The sequence below is a fragment of the Streptomyces sp. MAI_2237 genome, from assembly GCF_054189285.1.
This window is the reverse complement of the sequence record NZ_JAJPGQ010000005.1, coordinates 703015-722977: the sequence shown is the minus strand read 5'-3', so window position 1 is coordinate 722977 and position 19963 is coordinate 703015. Positions and strand designations below refer to the sequence as shown.

Here is a 19963-nt window from a genome sequence, read left to right as displayed (position 1 = left end):
TGCTTGTGAGTTCGGGTTACTTGCGTGACAGTTCGAGCGTGTCTGCCGACCCGCTGTCCGACGCCCTGGCCGTCGCCGACGCGCGCAGTGTCTTCTCCGGTGGGTTCACGGCCGGCGGGAGCTGGGCGGTGCGGCTGCGCGGGCGGGACCGGCTCAAGGTGGTCGCCGTGGTGCGCGGCGGGTGTCTGCTGGTCCGGGAGGGCGGCGGGGAGCCGCTGAAGGTGTCCGAGGGGGACGTCGTCGTCTCCGACGGCGCCGGGCCCTACGTCCTGTGCAGCGACCTGGGCATCGAACCGCTGGACTCCGGCCGGGCGGTCGTGGACCCCGCGAGCCGCATGGCGCGGCTGGGCGAGGGCACGGACGAGGACGTGGTCTGCGTCTCCGGGCACATCGACCTGAGCCGGGACAGCGGTGAACTGCTGCGCCGGGCGCTGCCGGAGCTGATCCACGTGCGGGCGGACGCGGCCGAGGCGCCGGTGCTCGGCTGGCTGATCGGCCGGCTGGCCGACGAGGTCAGGGCGCATCGGGCCGGGGTGGAGTTCGCTTCGGACCATCTCGCCCAGCTGCTGTTCGTGCAGGTGCTGCGGGTCTGCCTCAGCGAGTCCGGAGGGCTGCCGCCCGGCTGGCTGCGCGCCCTGGCCGACGAGCGCCTGGCCCCCGCCCTGCGTCTGATGCACGGCGATCCGGCGCACCCCTGGCAGCTCGGTGAACTCGCCCGGGCGGCGGCGATGTCCCGCACCACCTTCGCCGTCCGGTTCAGGGAGGCGGCCGGCGTGCCGCCTCTGACCTACTTGCTCAACTGGCGGATGAGCCTGGCCGCCCGCGTCCTGCGGCAGGACACGGCCCCCGTCGCGGCGATCGCCCGCCGCGTCGGCTACGGCTCCGAGAGTGCCTTCAGCAACGCGTTCAAGCGGTCCACGGGCGTCGCGCCCCGCCGCTACCGCGAGGCCGGCGGGCCCTGAGGTCCGCCGGCGGGGCGGTCTTCGGCCGCGCGGGAGAGGTCCCGCCGGCGTCGCCCCGGCTTGCGCCCGCGACGGCGGCCGGCCCCTCGGCGCGCCCCTCCTCACGCTCCGGCGGGCACCCGGTCCAGAAAGCCCAGCACGGTGCGGATACGGCCGTCCGCGTCCAGCGTGACGACGTCGAAGCCGGCCACCGGTGCCGAGCCGTCGGCCTCGCTGACCAGCTCCCAGGCGAAGCGGGCCGTGTCGTGATGGCCGTCCACGGCGCCGACGGGCCGGAAGGCGAACCCCGGGAACTGGTCGTGGGCGGCCGTGATCACCGCGGCGATCCCGTCGTGCCCGCTGACCTCGGCGAGCGGATCGGTGTAGGAGCCGTCCGTCGTCCAGGCGGCGGCGACGGCCTTCGCCACCGCCTCCTCGCCGGCGGCGTTCCAGGCCTCGAAGTAGCGGGCGACGGCGTTCTCGTAGCGCTCGGTGTTCGCGGACATGGCGATCAGCCTCCACAGAGGTAGTCATTGCTGGTCAGGTGCCGGGTCGCGGTCTCGGCGACCCGGTGGAACCACCATGCCCGGCCGGCGCGGAAGGGTCGATTACCCCGCACGTAATGACGGCGCCCGCCATGTTTCGGCCAACTGCCGCTGTGAATATGCCAGGAGACTGGCCGGAAATTCATGGTGACAGTGATTCAGCGGTGAACATACTCAACAGTTGAGGCACTTAACGGCGAGCGAAGACGCCGTCACGTACCGCACATGAGCCGCACGGAAAGCGAGGAAAGGCCGAGAGGCGAACGAGCAGCGGGGGAATGACCATGCATGACGAGTTCTTATGCCACGTCACCGCTTACGGCGTCTGCGCCGGTCAGCGTATCGGCGTCCCCCTGGGCACCTACCGGGCCCCCACACTCGCCCTCGCCCTGTGGTGGCTGCGCGACCGCGCCAACTGGATCGCCGACCGGCTCGATCCGCGGCCGGAAGCCGAGCACTTCCCGCCGAGCTCGCTCGTCCCGATCGCCGACACCGTGCCCGACGTCCCGGCCGCACTGCGCTGGTGGTGCGCCGATCTCGGCCAACAGGAGCTGGTGGCCGACGAGTTGGCGGCCGGGCGGCTCGTGCGGGTCGCCCTCTGCGACGAGACCACGGAGTACGAGCTGCTGGCCGAGTCCGTCGACGCGCTGCGCATGCAGCGGATCATTCCGGCGCTGGTGATGCCTGTCGGCTGAGGCCGCCCCGGTCGCACCTGCCGAGTGCGCCAGACCCGGTCCGCCGGGCGCGTACATGCACAAATCGGTAGAATCACCCCCATGGCGGAACGGTCGTTCATGCCGGGCGCGCCCGAACTGGTCCTGGAGACCGAGTCGGGCTCCACGGTGATGAGTCCGAGCCACGACTACCACGTGGGCCGCGACCCGCTCAGCGACATCGTCATCGACGACGCCCGGGTCTCCTGGCACCACGCGGTCCTGCGACCCGAGGCCGACCACTGGACGATCGAGGACGAGAACAGCACCAACGGCACCTTCGCCGACGGCCGTCGCGTCCACGAGTGGGGTGTCGGCCCCGGCAGCGAGATCCGGTTCGGCAGCCCGTCCGACGGCCCGCGCCTGGTCCTGCTCGCGTGTCCCGCCCCGGTCCGGGAGCGCCCCTCGGCCGTCTCGATGCCGGGCCTGACCGGCACCTTCCGGCAGCCCACCAGCGTGCGCCCGCTGCCGGCCCGCACCGTCCGCATCGGCCGCGCCGCCGACAACGACCTGGTCATCGACGACCTCGTCGTCTCGCGCCACCACGCCGAACTGCGCGCGCTGCCCGACGGTACGTACGAGATCGCCGACCTGGGCAGCCACAACGGCACCTACCTCAACGGCGCCCCCGTCACCGCCGCCCCCCTCGGCCCGGGTGACATCGTCGGCATCGGCCACTCGGTGTTCTGCCTCGTCGGCAACGAACTGCAGGAGTACGTCGACAGCGGCGAGGTCTCCCTCGACGTGCAGGACCTCGCGGTCGCCGTCGACCACGGCCGCAAGACGCTGCTGGACCATGTGTCGTTCCCGGTGGGGGAGAAGTGCCTGCTCGCGGTCGTCGGCCCGAGCGGCGCCGGCAAGTCCACGCTCCTGAACGCCCTGACCGGACAGCGTCCCGCCGACCACGGCACCGTCCTCTACGACGGCCGCGACCTCTACCGCGACTACGCCGAGCTGCGCCAGCGCATCGGCCTGGTCCCGCAGGACGACATCCTGCACGCCCAGCTCACCGTCCGCAGCGCCCTGTCCTACGCCGCCGAACTGCGCTTCCCCGAGGACACCGTCAAGGCCGAACGCCGGGCCCGGGTCGAGGAGGTGATCCGCGAACTCGGCCTCGAACAGCGCGCCGACCAGCCCGTGCACAGCCTCTCCGGCGGCCAGCGCAAGCGGGTCAGCGTGGCCCTGGAACTGCTCACCAAGCCGTCCCTGCTCTTCCTCGACGAGCCCACCTCCGGCCTGGACCCCGGCATGGACCGCTCGGTGATGCACATGCTGCGCGGCCTCGCCGACGACGGCCGCACGGTCATCGTCGTCACCCACAGCGTGCTCAGCCTCGACGTGTGCGACCGGCTGCTGGTCCTCGCACCCGGCGGCAGGGTCGCCTACTACGGCCCGCCCGACGACGCCCTCGCCTACTTCGGGTACGAGCAGTGGCCGGAGGCCTTCGAGGCCTTCGAGCGGGACCAAGACCGCGACTGGGGCGGCGACTTCCGTCACTCGCCGTTCCACCGGTACTACGTCACCGAGGCCAGCGCGCAGCCCCGCGTGCCCCGCTCCGGCCCGGTCGTGATCACCCCGCCCGCCCGGCCGCGCAGCCGCGGCGCCCAACTGGGCACCCTGGTCCGCCGCTACGCCGCCGCCCTGAGCGCCGACCGCACCTTCCTCGCCATCATGATCGCCCTGCCGTTCGTGATGGGCGCCATGGCCCGCGCCCTGGCCGGCAGCGCCCTCACCCGCGAGACGGCCATGAACGCGCTGCTCATCCTGTGCGTCGGCGGCGTCCTGACCGGCGCCGCGAACGCGGTGCGCGAACTGGTCAAGGAACGCGGCATCTACCAGCGGGAGCGGGCGGTCGGCCTGTCCAGATCGGCGTACCTGATGTCGAAGGTCGTCGTGCTGGGCACGGTCACCGTGCTCCAGGCAGTGGTGCTGACCCTGGTGGCACTCCTCGGCGTCGACCTGAACGCACCCGGCGGCGAAGGCGTGTTGATGCCGCCCCTGGTGGAAATCATCGTCGCCGTCGCCCTGTTGGCGTTCACCGCCATGATGCTCGGCCTGGTGGTCTCCGCGCTGGTGCGCAAGGAGGAGGTGACGATGCCGCTGCTCGTGCTGCTCGCCATCGTCCAGGTCGTCTTCTGCGGCGCCCTGTTGCAGCTGCACGGCGTGGCCGTCCTCGAACAGCTCTCCTGGCTCGTGCCCTCCCGGTGGGCGCTCGGCGCGATGGCCGGCACCGTGGGCCTCGCCCGCATCGTCCCCGGCGACCTGACCTCCGACCCGCTCTTCCGGCACTCGGCCGGGGCGTGGCTGCTGAACATCGCCATGCTCGTCGTGCTCTCGGCGCTCTTCGGCTTCGTGGTCTCCCGGCTGCTGCGCCGGCACGAACCGGCCGTCATGCGGAAGTAGGAGCCGCGATGACCACCCCCGGTTTCCGGCCCACCCACGTCGTCCCCCAGCACGGCATGCCCGCCTGGGAGGCCCCTGACCCCGCCCGGCCCACCGTCGCGCTCGACCCGCTGCTGCCCGTCCAGCTCGTCGAGCGGCGCGGCGACTGGGCCCACGTCCTGTGCGCCAACGGCTGGTCGGCCTGGGTGGACGGCCGGCTCCTGGTCGCCGTACCCCAGGACCCGCCCGCAGCCGGCGGCCCCCAGGCCCGCACCCCCGACCCGCGCCCCCTGCTCGCCCGCGCGGAACAGACCCTGGCCCGCTACCGCGCCGCCGTCGAGGACCTCGCCGCGGGCGGGGACGGGGAGTCCTTCCGCGGCCGTACCCGGGGGCTGCGCGTCGGGATCGTCGTCGACGGCGAGTCCGTCTGGCTCTACGACACCGAACAGGGCCGCTGGGTCTTCGGCGACGGAGGACGTCTGAGCACCTACGCGACCGACGACGGGCCCCGCTCCGCCGCCGACCACGGGCACGCGCCCACCCAGGTCGTGACGCCCGATGGCCCGTGACACCAGCCTGTTCTCCGGTCGGCCCTCCGAGCTGGTCGGCCGCCAGGTGGCCGGTTACCGCATCGAGCGCGAGATCGGCCGCGGCGGCATGGCCGTCGTCTACCGCGCCCTCGACCTGCGTCTCGAACGCACCGTCGCCCTCAAGCTGCTCGCCCCGGAACTCGCCCGCAACGACACCTTCCGCCGGCGCTTCACCCACGAGTCCCGGGCGGCCGCCGCGATCGACCACCCGCACATCGTGCCGGTCTACGAGGCGGGCGAGACGGACGGCGTCCTGTACATCGCCATGCGCTACGTCGACGGCAGCGACCTGCGCCACCTCCTCGACCGCCGGGGCCCGCTCGCTCCCTCGACCACCCTGCGCATCGCCGCGCAGGTCGCCTCGGCGCTCGACGCGGCCCACGAGCACGGGCTGGTCCACCGGGACGTCAAGCCGGGCAACATCCTGGTGGCGCGGGGCACCGACAGCGACCACCCCGAGCACACCTACCTGACGGACTTCGGCCTGACCAAGAAGTCCCTGTCGCTGACCGGATTCACCAGCGTCGGACAGTTCGTCGGCACCCTCGACTACGTGGCCCCCGAACAGATCTCCGGCCGCCCCGTCGACGGCCGCTGCGACGTCTACGGCTTCGCCTGCGTGATCTACGAGACCCTGGCCGGCCGCCCGCCGTTTCGCCGCGACGACGACATGGCGCTGCTGTGGGCCCACCAGTACGACCAGCCGCCGCCGCTGACGGAGTGCCGCCCCGACCTGCCCGCCGCCGTCGACACGGTCTTCGACCGCGCCCTGGCCAAGAGCCCCGAGGACCGCCACGACTCCTGCCTCGCCTTCGTCGCCGCGCTGCGCGCGGCCGTGGCGGGCCGCGAGGACACCGGCCATCCGCCGACCGTGGTGGCGGGGGCGGTGGGGGAGGAGCGGCCCGAGCCGCCGCCGCGCTGGGCCGAGCCGGTCTTCAGGAGCCCTGGCCCCGCCCGTTGAGCGGCACCCGCCGGGCCACCACCCTGCGCCGGCGGATGCGCCAGCCGGCCTCCGTCCGCACCACCACGTCCTCGTACGTCACCGAGCCGCACGACCCGTCCGCCATGATGCCCAGCCCCTTGGACCGGACCCGGACCCGGCCCTCGGCCACCTCCTCGACCACCACGTTGGTCACGTGGTGCGCCACCGGATTCGCCGCGCCCAGCGCCAGCGCCGCCCGGGTCAGTGCGGCCAGGCCGACGACCTCGCCCTGGCCGAAGTCCGACAGGTCGTAGACGACGTCCGGGGTGAACACCTCGTGCGTGCGGTCCAGTTCCCCCTCGTCGACCAGATGGCCGTGCAACGCGATCAGCTTCGTGACGGCCAGACGGTCCTCGACTGCCAACGCCATGGTGTGCCCCTCCGTCGACTCGGCGCACACTCCCACGGACGACGTCATCCGTCCCACCTCTTTTCCGTCGGTCCCCGGCGCCGCACCGGCCTCGCCAGCAGCGCGCCGAGGAACCCGGTCACCAGTCCCCACAGCAGGGCGAGACCCAGCGCCGACCACACCTGGGGCTCGAGCAGCACCTTCCCGGCCAGCCCTCCGCCCAGGTCGCCGATGCCGAGCACCGACAGCCCGAAGTGCGCGGAGATCCGGCCGACCAGGCAGATCATGAGCACGGTCAGCGCCAGGGCGACCGCCATGTGCAGGGCGTGCTGCCAGGCCCTCATCCGGGCCGGCGAGCGGGCCGCGAGCACGAAGGCGGCCGCCAGCAGCAGCACCACGTCGACCACCAGCAGCCACCAGACGCGGCCGTCGTGCTCGGAGAGCGTGATCAGGTTGAGGGCCGAGACGTCCTTGGTGCGCAGCACCTCGTCGAGCACATGGGGCATCGGCAGACCGAACGGGCCCTGCACCCGGCCGTTCCAGGTCACCCCGAGGCCCAGGGTCAGGGCCAGCCAGGCCAGGTTCGGCAGGCCCAGCAGGATCACGGCCAGTGTCTCGGCGCGGTGCCCGCGGGTCACCGCCACGACCAGACCGACGACGACGCCCAGAGCGACGTACGCGAGGAGCAGCGTGACCATCGCGTACGCGGCCGGGCGCACCGACTCCTGGAAGCGCAGCAGCCGCCCCGGCAGCGGGGCGCCGCGCGAGACCAGCAGGGCCAGCACCAGCACACCGGCCAGCCACAGCAGCCCGAACAGCACCGTCAGCGGGACGTCGGTCGTGAACCCGACCTTCGGCGAGACGCCGAACAGGCCGCCGATGTCGCTGATGGTGCTGTCGCCGAGGGACAGCGTGAAGGTGTGGCGGGCGCCGAAGGCCAGGCCGAGCAGCGCGAGCAGCCAGAGCACGGCGACGCGGCCGGCCCAGCCCGCCAGTTCCGGCGCGCCCGCCACCGCCCGGTGCCGCAGCGGGCGAAGGAAGCCGGCGGCGAGGACGAGGGCGCCGACCAGGGTGACGGACAGCGGGATCACGGTCAGCCCGGCGTCGGCGCCGGCCAGCGCACCGGCGTCGCCGGAGAGTTTCACGGTGCCGCCCACCGCGGTGACCACCGTCGCCGCGACGACCCTCGGGAAGGCCCCGTCCGGCAGGTCCGTCGCCCCGGCCGCCCACAGCCCCAGTGCGGCGACGACCCCCATGGCGATCAGCGAGGCCAGCACCGCGACGAGGGCCTGCACCCAGCCGTGCCGGGCCACGGCCGGGGCGGAGGGGGCTCGCGGGGTCACCCTTGCCACGCTAAGCAGGTCCGGCCCGCGCCGCCCGCCGGGAGGTCCGTCCGCGTCGGCTTGCGGTCGGCGGGGAACCGGAGCACACAATAAGGAGGAATGGCAGAAAAGCGGCGGATATCGGGGAGAGCCGCAGAGGAACCACGTCGGGAAGAAGAGCTCGTGAGCGTCGAACCGCCGTCGTCCGGCCGCCCCACAGGACCGCCCTCCGGCCCGCTCTCGGGCCCCTCCCAGCCGCCCTCGGGCCCGCCCTCCCAGCCGCCCGGCAGCAGCGGGGGCACCCCCGCGCCCGAGCCCCGCCGCCCCTGGTGGAAGTCCGCGCCCCGCATCGCGGTCCTCACCACGGCGGTCGTCGCCGCCGTCGTCCTGGCCGTCGTCCTCACGCGGTCCGACGGCGGCGCCGGCTCGGCCAAGGGCGGCGAGGTCTTCCTGCAGGCCGCGGGCAAGACCGGTCCCGACCCCTTCACTCCCTCGACGGCGAAGGACAGCTCCACCGCCACGGTCTCCGCCTCCCCGACCACCCCCGAATCGACGCCCGCGAACGCCGTGCGCGGCGTGGACGGCGGGGCGGCCGGACTGTACGGCGGCAGCCGCAATGTCTCCAGCTGCGACGTCGAGAAGCAGATCGGGTACCTGCAGGCGGTCCCGGCGAAGAACCGCGCCTTCGCCTCCGTCGTGGGCGTCCAGCCCTCCCAGGTCCCCGCCTACCTGCGCTCCCTCACCCCCGTGCAGCTGCGCATGGACACCCGGGTCACCAACCACGGCTACCAGGACGGCACCGCGACCGGCTACCAGGCCGTCCTGCAGGCCGGCACCGCCGTCCTCGTCGACGGCCACGGTGTGCCCCGCACGCGGTGCGCCTGCGGCAACCCGCTGACCCCGCCCGTCGCCCAGCAGACGACGCCCACGCCGACGGGCGACTCCTGGCCGTCGTACCGCTCCTCGAACGTCGTGGTGGTCACGCCCGCCCCGCAGATCATCAAGATCTTCGTGATCTACGACCCGGACCACGGCCAGTGGATCGCCCGGCACCGCGGGGACACCGGCCACAAGGACCGGCCCGCCAAGCCGCCGGTGCGGCCCTCGCCGTCCGTGAGCGTGACCACCCCGTCGGCACCCTCGTCGTCGGGCTCACCGTCCCCCTGCGTCTCCTCGCCGGGACCGGGCACCGGGAAGCCGAGCCCGTGCCCGTCGACGTCCACCCCGTCGTCGTCCCCGCCGTCCTCGTCGTCGTCCGGCCCCACGCCGCCCTCGAGCTCCAGCGAGCCGCCCGCGAAGCCGGAGAGCTCCCCGGGCAGCTCCCCGCCCCAGCCGCCGCTCGCCTCCGACAGCACGACGGTGAGCGCACCGGTCTCCTCCGCCACGTCGCCGTCCGCGTGAGCCGAGAGGGACACATCACCCGCAACAGGGGACTGCACGGCCCGGCTCGGGGTATCAGCACTGGTGCAACAGCGTCCGGCCAGTCCGGCTTCCGAGAGAGAAACGCATGAACGACCAGGTGGGCGGGGCAGTGATACCGACGGGTTTCGACGTGCCGGTGGAACCACTGAGGCGGGCTGCCCATTACACCGGCGAACCGGGCTGCATCGCCGAGGCCCGCTCTTTCGCCGCCCATTTCGTGAGCAGTCTGCGCACCGAGTGGTGCGCCGCGGTCGACGAGCGGGCCGAGAACGAGGTGCTGCTGGTCGTCAGCGAGCTGGTCACGAACGCCGACCGCCACAGCAACGGCCCGTACATCCTGGAGCTCGAAGGCACGGACGTCGCCGTGACCGTGTGCGTCTGCGACAGCAGCGTCGCCCTGCCGCGGCGGTTCCCGCGTGATCCGAACCGGGTGGGCCGGCACGGCCTGGAGATAGTGCACGCGGTGGCTTCCCAGGTCGTCGTCGAGAGAGTGCCCGTCGGCAAGCGGGTCAGCGCTGTGGTGTCGCTGAACGCGAAGTGACCGCCGCGTCGGACCCGCGACGGTCACCCTTTTCCGATCCGCTTCCTCAGGCGCAGCCGAGCTCGCCCAGCATCCCCTCGCGCAGGCGCCCGATGATCCGCTTGATCAGGCGGGACACGTGCATCTGCGAGCAGCCGAGACGTTCACCGATCTCCGCCTGCGTGGCCTCCTCCACGAACCGCATGTGGAGGATCTGCCGGTCGCGCTCGCCCAGCTCCGCCATCAGCGGGGCCAGCGACTGGAAGTCCTCGACGAGCCGCAGCCCGTCCTCCTCCACCCCGATGAAGTCCGCGAGGACCGCTTCGCCGCCCTCGGGCCCGTCACCGGTGAGCGCGGCGTCCAGGGACGAGGAGTTGTATCCGTTGGCCGCGATCTGCGCCTCGACGACCTCCCTCTCGGAGATGTTCATCAGCGTGGCGAGCTCCGCGACGGTCGGCTCGCGGTCGAGCCGGCTGCCGAGCTCCTCGCGGGCCTTGGCCAGCTCCACCCGCAGCTCCTGCAGCCGCCGCGGCACGTGCACCGCCCAGGTGGTGTCGCGGAAGAACCGCTTGATCTCCCCGACGATGTACGGCAGTGCGAACGACGTGAACTCCACCTCGCGGGACAGCTCGAATCGGTCGATCGCCTTGATGAGGCCGATCATGCCCGTCTGGACGAGGTCCTCCATCTCGTCCCCGCGACCCCGGAAACGCCCGGCGGCGAACCGCACGAGCGACATGTTCATCTCGATGAGGGTGTTTCGCGCGTACTGGTACTCGCGCGTGCCCTCTTCCAGCTCGGACAGGCGATGGAAGAACTGGCGGGACAGCTCCCGGGCGTCGCGGGGCGCCACCGAACGCGGCTCCTCGATGCCCGGCAGCACACCGTTCTCCGTGCCGGTCCCGGCGGTCGTCTGGGCGATCGCTGTCTTCGACCGATTCACGGCGGTATTCATTTCCTCTCCCACGAGTCACGATCCGACGTCTGTCCGCTCGGGTCCTCGTCCTGCGGGTACCCCGAGTCGGGCAACCCATTCCCACCGCTTTTCCGATGCGGCGTACATCACTCGGCGACCCGGGTGGCGACGACCAGTTCGTGCAGGTAGCGCTTGGTCACGCTGCCCGCGAACCCATTGTCGAGGAGATTCCGGATACACGCCAGCAGACCCCGGCGCGCCGCCTCGTCGAGGGCGCGGTGGTTGGAGTAGGTGAGCAGGACGTCCAGGTACTGGTCGGTGCTGTAGGTGATGTCCTGTGTGAAGCGGGCCGCCGTCACCCGCTCGAAGTACGGGGAGCCGGCCGCCTCGGCGGTGCCGGTGGGGATCTGCGACGCCGGCTGCGGCCGCAGACCGGGCGGGGTGGCCGGATCCCATCGCTCGTAGCATTCCTGGACGCGGGTGAAGAACTCCTCCGTGCCGCCCGCCACGTGTTCCGTGAGGACCAGGGCCAGCCGTCCGCCCGGACGCAGCGCCCGGGCCGCCTTGACCATCCGCACCTCGGGGTCGATCCAATGGAACGCGGTGGCGCACATCACCAGGTCGAACGGCTCCTCGGGCAGCGGCCAGCTCTCGAACTCCGCCACCCGGACCTCGACGCGCGGATGGTCGCGCAGCCGCCGACGGGCCACGGCCGCCATCGCGTCACCGAGCTCCACCGCGGTGACGTGGCATCCCAGCTCGGCCACCGGGAGCGTCAGCTGACCCGTGCCCGGGCCGATCTCCAGGACCCTGCTTGCCGGGCCGAGGGCGGCGACCCGCGCCAACTCGGCGACCAGCGCCGGGGGATAGTGCGGCCGTGCCCGGTCGTACAACTCGGCGTCCTCGTTGAACCTCTTCCGCAAGGCCGTCATGAGCCCCTCCGCTCCGGTGATTCACCCAGGGCAGAATGCCGACCCCTTCCCTTCGCGGCGAGGGAATTTAGTCTGAAGCGGTGACCAGCCAAGCGCCGAACGAAGCCCGTGTCATCCCCCTGCGCCGCCCGCAGGCCGGTGCCCCGGCCGCCCCGCCGCCGCGCCAGGCGCCACCGGTCCCCGCGGCCCCGGCACCGAAGGAGCCCCTGTGGCGCGACCTGGTCGGTGACGTGCTGCGGCGCGAGCGCCTCGCCCAGGAGCGCACCCTCAGGGACGTCGCCGACGCGGCCCGGATCTCCATGCCCTACCTCTCCGAGGTGGAGCGGGGCCGCAAGGAGGCCTCGTCGGAGGTCCTCGCGGCCGCCGCTCACGCCCTCGGACTGGGCCTCGGCGATCTGCTGTCGCTGGCTCACGGCGAGCTGACCCGGGTCGCGAGCCGGCACGCCGCCCGGGGCCGCGGCGCCTCCGCACCGCGCCACGACGGACTGTGCCTGGCCGCCTGACGGCACCGGACGGGCCGGCGCCTCAGACCGCGACGAGACGCCGGCTCAGCACCTCGTCGGCCAGGCCGTAGGCGACCGCCTCCTCGGCGGTGAACACCTTGTCGCGGTCCATGTCGGCGCGCAGGGTGGCGACGTCGTGGTGGGTGTGGCGGGCGAGCACCTCCTCGACCTGGGAGCGGATGCGGACCATCTCCTTGGCCTGGAGCGTCAGGTCGGAGATCGCGCCCCGGCTGCCTCCGCTGGCGGGCTGGCCGAGCAGCACGCGCGCGTGCTCCAGCACGAACCGCCGTCCGGGATCGCCTCCGGCCAGCAGTACGGCCGCGGTGGACGCCGCCTGCCCGACGCAGAACGTCGAGATCGGGGCCTGCACGAAGGTCATCGTGTCGTAGATCGCCATCAGCGAGGTGAACGAGCCGCCGGGCGAGTTGAGGTAGATCGCGATCTCGTTCTCCGGGGCCGCCGACTCCAGATGCAGCAGTTGCGCGATGACGACGTTGGCCACCCCGTCGTCGATCTCGGTGCCGAGGAAGATGATCCGCTCGGACAGCAGCCGGCTGAACACGTCGGAGGAGCGCTCGCCGTGCGCGGTGCGCTCGACGACGTACGGAATGGTGTAGTTGCCCATGTCACAGCCCCATCCGTCGCTTCGAGGCGGCCGGACGGACGTCGGCGAGCGACTCCACGACCTGGTCCACCATGCCGTACTCCCTGGCCTCCTCGGCCGTGAACCAGCGGTCGCGGTCGCCGTCCCGGGCGATGGTCTCCGGGCTCTGGCCCGTGTTCTGCGCGATGAGCCGCTCCATCGTCCGCTTGCTGTGCTCCAGGTTCTCCGCCTGGATCTCGATGTCGGCGGTGGTGCCGCCGATGCCCGCCGACCCCTGGTGCATCATGATCCGGGCGTTCGGCAGGGCGTAGCGCTTGCCGGGCGCGCCACCGCAGAGCAGGAACTGGCCCATGCTGGCCGCGAAGCCCATGGCGAGCGTCGAGACGTCGTTCGGGATCAGCCGCATCGTGTCGTAGATGGCCAGGCCCGCGTACACCGAGCCGCCCGGGCTGTTGATGCACAGGCTGATGTCGGTGCGCGGGTCCTCGGCGGAGAGCAGGAGCAGCTGGGCGCAGACCCGGTTGGCGGACACCTCGTCGACCTGGGTGCCGAGGAAGACGATCCGCTGGCCGAGGAGCTGGGCGGCGAGATGGTCGTCGAACCGGGAGGGCGCGGTGTCGCCCTCCTCGGCCCGGGGCGTGAGCGGGGTGAGTGCGGTCATGGTGTCTCCCGTCGGTGCGGTGATGCCGTCCACCCCACTCTCGGCCCGCGGGCGGCCGCCGATGCGGTTTCTCTGCCCGCGGCAGATTCGCCACGGGCAGAGCCCCGCGCTCAGTCCTTCTCGCGCACCTGCCGGAAGAACGCCCGGACATCACCGACCAGCAGGTCCGGCTCCTCCATCGCGGCGAAGTGGCCGCCGCGGTCGAACTCCGTCCAGCGCACCAGGTTCTCCGTGCGCTGCGCCTTGTGCCGCAACGGAAGCTGTGGCTCCGCGGGGAACAGCGCCAGCGCGGTGGGCACGGTGGAGGGCTCGGTGGGACGGGCGCCGCCGGTCGTCGCGTGGGCGCGCTCGTAGTAGATGCGGCCCGCGGAACCCGCGGTCCCCGTCAGCCAGTACAGCATCACGTCGGTCAGCAGCCGGTCCCGGTCCACGGCCTCCTCCGGCAGCCGCTGCGAGTCCGTCCACTCCTGGAACTTCTCCACGATCCAGGCCAGTTGACCGACCGGCGAATCCGTCAGGGCGTACGCCACGGTCTGCGGCCGGGTCGCCTGCAGGACCGCGTAACCCGTGCCCTCGCGCGACCACTCGCTCCACCTGCGCCACGACAGCAGCGCCCGCTCCTGCCCCTCGGTGTCCAGCTCGTCCAGCTCCTCCTGCGTGGGCTCGGTGGCCTGCTGCCCGCCCGGCAGGAGGTTGAGGTGGACACCGATCACCCGGTCGGGATGGGCCCGGCCCAGCTCGCGGGAGATCGCGGCGCCCCAGTCGCCGCCCTGCGCGCCGAACCGCTCGTAGCCGAGCCGCCGCATCAGCTCGGCCCACGCGTCGGCGACCCGGGCCGCCTCCCAGCCGGTGTCCGCCGGGGGCCCGGACAGACCGAACCCGGGGATGCTCGGCACGACCACATGGAAGGCGTCGGCCGGGTCTGCGCCGTGCGCGGCGGGATCGGTCAGCGGCCCGACGACGTCGAGGAACTCCACGATCGACCCCGGCCAGCCGTGCGTCAGGATCAGCGGTGTGGCGTCCGGCTCGGGGGAGCGGACATGGGCGAAGTGGACGTTCGAGCCGTCGATCGTGGTGGTGAACTGCGGCCACTCGTTCAGCCGGGCCTCGGCGGTCCGCCAGTCGTAGACGTGGCGCCAGTAGTGGTGGAGTTCGCGCAGGTAGTCGGCCGGTACGCCGTAGGCCCAGCCGGTGCCGGGCAGCTCGTCGGGCCAGCGGGTGCGGTCGAGGCGGTCGTGCAGGTCGTCGAGGTCGCTCTGCGGGATGTCGAGCCGGAAGGGCCGGACCGTCGCGGCGGGGTCCGCGGGGGATGACGTCATGGCGGGAGCCTAGGTCGCGACGGCGACGGGGCCACATGGATTAACCGGCCGCCCCACCGATGAGTTTCGCGCGGAGGATCGGTCGGTACAGGTGACCGCGTTCCACGCTCAGGAGGTGCCCATGACCACCGACGGATTCACCACGTGTCTCTGGTTCGACGGCCAGGCCGAAGAGGCCGCCCACCACTACGTGTCGATCTTCAAGAACTCCAGCATCGGCCGTGTCGGCCGCAATGTCGAAGGGGGAGCGGGGCCGGTCGGCTCCGTGCTGGCGGTGGAGTTCACGGCCAACGGCCAGAAGTTCGTCGCGCTCAACGGCGGGCCGATGTTCAAGTTCAACGAGTCGGTCTCCTTCCAGATCTTCTGCAAGGACCAGGAGGAGATCGACTACTACTGGGCCAAGCTCACCGAGGGCGGCGGCGAGCCCGGACCCTGCGGCTGGCTGAAGGACAAGTTCGGCCTGTCCTGGCAGGTCGTCCCGGACACCCTCATCGACATGATCAGCGACCCCGACCAGGTGAAGGCCTCCCGCACCACCAAGGCGTTCATGGCGATGGGCAAGTTCGACATCGCCGCCCTGCGCAGGGCGTACGAGGGCGAGTAGGCGGCGCGCCGGAGGGCGGCACCGGCCGCCGAGTGGGTAGGACACCGGGCGGCGCCGCCGACCGCGCGACGGCGCACGCCAGCCGACCATCCCTCGCCCGAAGGAGCCGCCCCGTGCCCGCCACCCCGCTGACGTACGCCTTCGACAACGACGACCCGGAAGCCGTGGGCCGGCACGTCCATCTCGCCACCCTGCTGGACGAGTTCACCGTCCAGCGGCTGTCCGGGCTCGGTGATCTGACCGGCAGGCGGTGCCTGGAGGTCGGCGCCGGGGGCGGCAGCATGGCCGCCTGGCTCGCCGGCGCGGCGGGGCCGAGCGGCCGGGTACTCGCGACGGACCTCAACACCCGTCACCTGCCGCCGGATCCGCCGTACGAGGTGCTGCGCCACGACCTGGAGAACGAACGGGTGCCCGACGGGCCGTGGGACGTCATCCACGCCCGGCTGGTGCTGCTCCACCTGCCCGGGAGGCGGCAGATCCTCGGACGCCTGGCCGCCGCACTCGCTCCCGGGGGAGCGCTGGTCGTGGAGGACTTCGAGGCGACGTTCCGCAAGATGGTCCTCACCGCCCCGAGCCCGGAGGCGGCCGAGCTGATCGACACCTACCACAGGCTTCTGATCGAGCACGTCCTGCCCGCCCACGGCAACGACCCGAGCTGGGCGGGCCGGGTGCCCGCGCTGATGCTGGAGGAGGGGCTGACCGATGTGGACACCGTGATGCACGCCCGTTCCTGGCCGGGCGGCACGGCGGGTGCGCTGCTGATCGCCGCCAACATCGCGCAGGCCAGGAAGGACTTCCTGGCGGCCGGCATGACCCCGGAGCAGCTCGACGAGGTGCACCGGCTGGCCGCCGACCCCCGGCTGGTGGTACGCAGCCACTTCACGTACTCGACCATCGGCCGCCGGCCCGCCGCGAGGTGACGCGGCCGGGCGCGGCGGATCACCGGCTGACGGCCCGGCGGATCGTCCCGGTGATCTCCTGGGAGATGCGCAGGATGCCGGGGGAGCGGACCGGACACGGCTTCGGGGTGGACGTCGTGGGCGCGAGGCAGAAGTGGAGGTAGTCCGAGTCCAGGTGGAGCGCGGTGCGGTCGCGGCCCGGCTGGGTGCAGTAGTCGGCGTGCTCGTGTTCGTAGGCGGTGCACGGCAGGTACTGGCTCCAGGTGTAGCGGGCGCCGGCCGGAGCGACCGTGCGGCCCGCGTCGGCGACGAGGTCACCGGACCCAGCCGCCTGCCGCTCGTACATCTCGTTGACGCGGCGCACCCGGTCGGGGGTGATCGGGTCCGGTCCCTGCAGCACCCACACGATCCGCGGCCGTCTCGCGCCGCCCGCCGCGGCGATCTGCTCGGTGAGCCGGCGCAGGTCGGCGCGGTAGCGGGCGAAGTACCGCTGCGGGGAGGCGTCGTAGGTGATGCCGTCCATGCACCACGTGTATCCCCAGGCGTTGCCCCAGAACTGCAGCACCACGTAGTCCGGGTGCTGCGCGCGGACAAGCGCGGCGGCCTTGGCCGCGTCCGGCACGAGGGAGCGTGCCCCGGTGCCCTCCAGGTAGTCGCACAGCGTGGTCCCGGAGTACGGGGCGCCGGTGTAGGTGGCGTTCAGGTCGTGGCGGAGCCGCTGCCCGAGCACCTTCTGGGCCTCCACGGCCAGTGAGTCGCCCAGGTACAGCACCCTGGGCCCGACGGCCGGGACGCGGGGCGAGGCCGGCGCCCGCTGGTGCGTGGTCGCGGCGGAGGCCCCCGGTACGACGGGGGACGGCGGCGCGGCCTCCGGCCCGGACGACGGGTCGCCGCACGCGCCGAGCAGCAGCACACCGGTCAGCAGCATCCCCACGATCCACGGTCCGTGCATACAGCGACTCCCGCCCCGGCAACCGAAAAACGGTTCCCCAGGCAAGCACAGCCGGGCCCAAGGGGGAAGACGGACAACACAGTTACCGGGCAACGGCTCCGACGCGCCTGTCAGGAAAGGTCGTTGACCAGGACCGCGGCCCCGTCGAAGCGCCCCGCCTTGAGGTCCCGCAGGGCTTCGTCGGCGCGGGACAGGGGATAGGTGTGCGTGGTGGCGCGCACCCGGTGCCGGGCGGCGAACGCGAGGAACTCACGGGCGTCGGCACGGGTGTTGGAGGTGACGCTCCGTACCTGCTTCTCGTAGAACAGCTCCGTCTCGTAGTGCAGGGACGGGATGTCGCTGAGGTGGATGCCGGCGACCGCCAGGGTGCCGCCGCGGTCCAGGGCGCGCAGCGCGACCGGTACCAGGTCGCCGACCGGCGCGAAGAGGATCGCGCTGTCCAGCGGCTCGGGCGGCATCTCGTACGCGTCGCGCGCCGAGGCGGCGCCCAGGTCGAGCGCCAGCCGCCGTGCCGCCGCCCCGCGCGTCAGCACGTGCACGGTGGCGCCCTCGGCCAGTGCCACCTGGGCGCACAGATGGGCGCTGCCCCCGAACCCGTACAGCCCGAGCCGCCCGCCCGGAGGCAGCGCGGCCCGGCGCAGGGCCCGGTAGCCGATGATCCCGGCGCACAGCAGGGGAGCGGCGGTGGCGTCGGCGAGGGCGGCCGGCAGCCGGTGGGCGAAGGCGGCGGGCACGGTCGTGTACTCCGCGTAACCGCCGTCCGCGTCCCAGCCGGTGTAGCGGGAGGCAGGGCAGAGGTTCTCGTCCCCGCGCGCGCAGTACGCGCAGGTGCCGTCCGTGCGCCGCAGCCAGGCCACACCGACCCGGTCACCGGCCTGGAAGCCCTCGACCCGCGCGCCGTGGCCCGCCACCACGCCCACCACCTCGTGTCCGGGCGTCACACCGGGCCGGCGCACCGGGAGATCGCCCTCGGCCACGTGCAGATCGGTGCGGCACACCCCGCACGCGCGCACCCGCACGAGCAGCTCGTCGTCCCCGGGCTCTGGAACCTGCTTCTCGACCAGGCGGAGCCCTCCCTCCTCCTCCACCGGGCCGGGCACCGATACCGACCACGCGCGCATCGTTGCGTCAGCCATCTCGCACCCCGTCCCGAGCGCCGAAACCCCTGTCCCGACCAGTGTGGGACGCGCGCACGTTCGGCGCGCGCTTCGGCGAAAGGGTGACTAGCGTGAGGAAACGGACCAACCGCCGACACAGGAGAGGGCCGCAGTCATGGCCGTGCAACCTGAGGGAACACCCTGTTGGGCCGACGCGATGTTCAGCGATGTCGAGGGAGCCAAGAGTTTCTACGGCGACGTCCTGGGCTGGACCTTCGGCGAGGCGTCGTCGGAGTACGGCAACTACACCCAGGCCTACGCGGACGGCAAGGCCGTCGCCGCCGTCGTACCGCCGATGCCGGGCCAGGAAGGCTTCTCGCAGTGGTGCCTGTACTTCGCGTCGCAGGACGCCGCCGCGACCGCCGGGAAGATCCGTGACAACGGCGGCGAAGTGCTGATGGAGCCGATGAAGGTCGGCGACTTCGGGACGATGTGCCTGGGCCGCGACCCCAGCGGCGTCGTCTTCGGCGTCTGGCAGGCCGGTGTCCACGAGGGGTTCGAGGCAACGCCGCAGCAGACCGGCGCCTACTGCTGGGCCGAGGTCTTCACCCGCGAGCCCGAACGGTCCGACGCCTTCTTCACCTCGGTGTTCTCCTACACGGCGAAGCAGATGCAGGACGAGGCGATCGACTTCCGCATGTTCGACCTCGACGGGAACACGGTCCTCGGCCGCATGAAGATGACGGAGGACTTCCCGCCCGAGATGCCGCCCTACATCAACGTCTACTTCACCGTCGCCGACTGCGACGAGGCCGTCGCCCGGGCGACCAAGCTGGGTGGTGTGCTGCGGTTCGGGCCGATGGACAGCCCGTTCGGGCGGTTCGCGGCGCTCAGCGACCCGCAGGGCGCCAGCTTCTCGGTGATCGACATCACGACGACGGCCGGGGAGATGCCACAGGTCACGGACGTCTCCTGAACCAGGCGCGAGCGGCCCGCCGGGCCATGGCATGATCGGGCCCATGCGTGAACGTGTGGTGGCCGCGTGCGACGGGGCTTCGAAGGGAAATCCCGGTCCGGCGGGCTGGGCCTGGGTCGTGGCGGACGAGTCGGAGACCCCGGCCCGCTGGGAGTCCGGGCCGCTCGGCAGAGCCACCAACAACGTCGCCGAACTCACCGCGCTGGAACGGCTGCTGGCCTCGACCGACCCGGCCGTTCCGCTCGAGGTGCGGATGGACTCGCAGTACGCGATGAAGGCCGTCACGACCTGGCTGCCCGGCTGGAAGCGCAACGGCTGGAAGACGGCCGCCGGCAAGCCGGTCGCCAACCAGGAACTGGTGGTGCGCATCGACGAGCTGCTGGACGGCCGCTCGGTGGACTTCCGCTATGTGCCCGCCCACCAGGTCGACGGCGATCCGCTGAACGACTTCGCCGACCGGGCGGCCAGCCAGGCGGCCATCGTGCAGGAGGCTGCGGGCAGTGGACTGGGCTCGCCGGAGCCGCCGCCCTCCCCGGACACGCCGAAGGCGAAGACGGACGCGCCGCGCCGGAAGTCCGGCGCGGCGCGCAAGGGTGCCTCGTCCTCCCGCACGATCAAGGCGAAGTTCCCCGGCCGCTGCCTGTGCGGCCGCTCCTACGCCGCGGGGGAGCCCATCGCCAAGAACGCGCAGGGCTGGGGGCACCCGGAGTGCCGTACGGCCGAGGCCGGTTAGC

General features: G+C 72.5%; 22 protein-coding genes. 12 read left to right on the top strand and 10 right to left on the bottom strand.

All coding sequences use genetic code 11. From position 1 onward, the window contains the following. Window positions 1-38 precede the first annotated feature (38 nt). Window positions 39-962: an AraC family transcriptional regulator gene (locus LN251_RS31655; protein WP_458247583.1), complete on the top strand. Its 924-nt coding sequence runs from the start codon at window positions 39-41 to the stop codon at window positions 960-962. A 101-nt stretch (window positions 963-1063) separates the two neighbouring features. On the opposite strand, the gene LN251_RS31650 is transcribed toward LN251_RS31655, so the two are convergent. Continuing rightward, the gene (locus LN251_RS31650; RefSeq protein WP_458247582.1) at window positions 1064-1447 is read right to left on the bottom strand and encodes a nuclear transport factor 2 family protein; all 384 of its coding nucleotides are present in this window, start codon (window positions 1445-1447) and stop codon (window positions 1064-1066) included. 323 nt (window positions 1448-1770) lie between these two features. Here LN251_RS31650 and LN251_RS31645 point away from each other — a divergent pair, with 323 nt between their 5' ends. From LN251_RS31645 to LN251_RS31630, 4 genes are all read left to right on the top strand, one after another. After that, a complete protein-coding gene (locus tag LN251_RS31645; protein ID WP_458248204.1) occupies window positions 1771-2181 on the top strand; it encodes a hypothetical protein in 411 nt (136 codons plus the stop codon). A gap of 81 nt (window positions 2182-2262) precedes the next feature. After that, window positions 2263-4602, top strand: a complete 2340-nt coding sequence (locus LN251_RS31640; RefSeq protein ID WP_458247581.1) for an FHA domain-containing protein — start codon at window positions 2263-2265, stop codon at window positions 4600-4602. A gap of 8 nt (window positions 4603-4610) precedes the next feature. Then, window positions 4611-5150: a hypothetical protein gene (locus tag LN251_RS31635; protein WP_458247580.1), complete on the top strand. Its 540-nt coding sequence runs from the start codon at window positions 4611-4613 to the stop codon at window positions 5148-5150. Further along, a complete protein-coding gene (locus tag LN251_RS31630; protein ID WP_458247579.1) occupies window positions 5140-6132 on the top strand; it encodes a serine/threonine-protein kinase in 993 nt (330 codons plus the stop codon). Before LN251_RS31635 ends, LN251_RS31630 begins: the two co-directional genes overlap by 11 nt. Here LN251_RS31630 and LN251_RS31625 read toward each other — a convergent pair. Then, complete coding sequence (locus LN251_RS31625; RefSeq protein ID WP_458247578.1) at window positions 6107-6571, bottom strand: nuclear transport factor 2 family protein; 465 nt, start codon at window positions 6569-6571, stop codon at window positions 6107-6109. The genes LN251_RS31630 and LN251_RS31625 overlap by 26 nt on opposite strands. Next, complete coding sequence (locus LN251_RS31620) at window positions 6568-7845, bottom strand: streptophobe family protein (RefSeq protein WP_458247577.1); 1278 nt, start codon at window positions 7843-7845, stop codon at window positions 6568-6570. Before LN251_RS31620 ends, LN251_RS31625 begins: the two co-directional genes overlap by 4 nt. Before the next feature lie 162 nt (window positions 7846-8007). Between LN251_RS31620 and LN251_RS31615 the strand changes: the two genes are divergently transcribed. After that, the gene (locus LN251_RS31615) at window positions 8008-9225 is read left to right on the top strand and encodes a DUF6777 domain-containing protein (RefSeq protein ID WP_458247576.1); all 1218 of its coding nucleotides are present in this window, start codon (window positions 8008-8010) and stop codon (window positions 9223-9225) included. 106 nt (window positions 9226-9331) lie between these two features. After that, complete coding sequence (locus tag LN251_RS31610; RefSeq protein ID WP_458247575.1) at window positions 9332-9787, top strand: ATP-binding protein; 456 nt, start codon at window positions 9332-9334, stop codon at window positions 9785-9787. A 46-nt stretch (window positions 9788-9833) separates the two neighbouring features. Here LN251_RS31610 and LN251_RS31605 read toward each other — a convergent pair whose 3' ends face one another. After that, entirely contained in the window at window positions 9834-10721 is an 888-nt protein-coding gene (locus tag LN251_RS31605; RefSeq protein WP_458247574.1) for an RNA polymerase sigma factor SigF, read from the bottom strand. A gap of 107 nt (window positions 10722-10828) precedes the next feature. Continuing rightward, window positions 10829-11614 (bottom strand): class I SAM-dependent methyltransferase, encoded by a 786-nt coding sequence (locus LN251_RS31600; RefSeq protein WP_458247573.1) that lies wholly within the window; start codon window positions 11612-11614, stop codon window positions 10829-10831. A gap of 80 nt (window positions 11615-11694) precedes the next feature. On the opposite strand from LN251_RS31600, the gene LN251_RS31595 reads away from it, so the two are divergent. Then, on the top strand, window positions 11695-12117 hold the full coding sequence (locus LN251_RS31595; protein WP_458247572.1) for a helix-turn-helix domain-containing protein: 423 nt from the start codon (window positions 11695-11697) through the stop codon (window positions 12115-12117). Window positions 12118-12139: 22 nt separating this feature from the next. On the opposite strand, the gene LN251_RS31590 is transcribed toward LN251_RS31595, so the two are convergent. The 3 genes from LN251_RS31590 to LN251_RS31580 all read right to left on the bottom strand — a co-directional run bounded on the left by LN251_RS31590 (window position 12140) and on the right by LN251_RS31580 (window position 14701). Continuing rightward, a complete protein-coding gene (locus tag LN251_RS31590; RefSeq protein WP_458247571.1) occupies window positions 12140-12742 on the bottom strand; it encodes a ClpP family protease in 603 nt (200 codons plus the stop codon). Window position 12743: 1 nt separating this feature from the next. Then, window positions 12744-13382 (bottom strand): ClpP family protease, encoded by a 639-nt coding sequence (locus LN251_RS31585; RefSeq protein ID WP_458247570.1) that lies wholly within the window; start codon window positions 13380-13382, stop codon window positions 12744-12746. A gap of 110 nt (window positions 13383-13492) precedes the next feature. Then, window positions 13493-14701 (bottom strand): epoxide hydrolase family protein, encoded by a 1209-nt coding sequence (locus LN251_RS31580; RefSeq protein ID WP_458247569.1) that lies wholly within the window; start codon window positions 14699-14701, stop codon window positions 13493-13495. A 121-nt stretch (window positions 14702-14822) separates the two neighbouring features. Here LN251_RS31580 and LN251_RS31575 point away from each other — a divergent pair, with 121 nt between their 5' ends. Next, window positions 14823-15305 carry a VOC family protein gene (locus tag LN251_RS31575; RefSeq protein WP_458247568.1) on the top strand — a complete coding sequence of 161 codons (483 nt, stop codon included), beginning with the start codon at window positions 14823-14825 and terminating at the stop codon, window positions 15303-15305. A gap of 113 nt (window positions 15306-15418) precedes the next feature. Further along, the gene (locus LN251_RS31570; protein WP_458247567.1) at window positions 15419-16225 is read left to right on the top strand and encodes a class I SAM-dependent methyltransferase; all 807 of its coding nucleotides are present in this window, start codon (window positions 15419-15421) and stop codon (window positions 16223-16225) included. 19 nt (window positions 16226-16244) lie between these two features. On the opposite strand, the gene LN251_RS31565 is transcribed toward LN251_RS31570, so the two are convergent. Beyond that, a complete protein-coding gene (locus LN251_RS31565; protein ID WP_458247566.1) occupies window positions 16245-17156 on the bottom strand; it encodes an SGNH/GDSL hydrolase family protein in 912 nt (303 codons plus the stop codon). Window positions 17157-17266: 110 nt separating this feature from the next. After that, window positions 17267-18277 carry a zinc-binding alcohol dehydrogenase family protein gene (locus LN251_RS31560; RefSeq protein WP_458248203.1) on the bottom strand — a complete coding sequence of 337 codons (1011 nt, stop codon included), beginning with the start codon at window positions 18275-18277 and terminating at the stop codon, window positions 17267-17269. Window positions 18278-18428: 151 nt separating this feature from the next. On the opposite strand from LN251_RS31560, the gene LN251_RS31555 reads away from it, so the two are divergent. Next, window positions 18429-19229, top strand: coding sequence for a VOC family protein (locus LN251_RS31555; RefSeq protein ID WP_458247565.1), 801 nt, complete (start codon window positions 18429-18431; stop codon window positions 19227-19229). 31 nt (window positions 19230-19260) lie between these two features. Next, window positions 19261-19962, top strand: a complete 702-nt coding sequence (locus LN251_RS31550; RefSeq protein WP_458247564.1) for a ribonuclease H family protein — start codon at window positions 19261-19263, stop codon at window positions 19960-19962. Window position 19963: the final 1 nt, after the last annotated feature.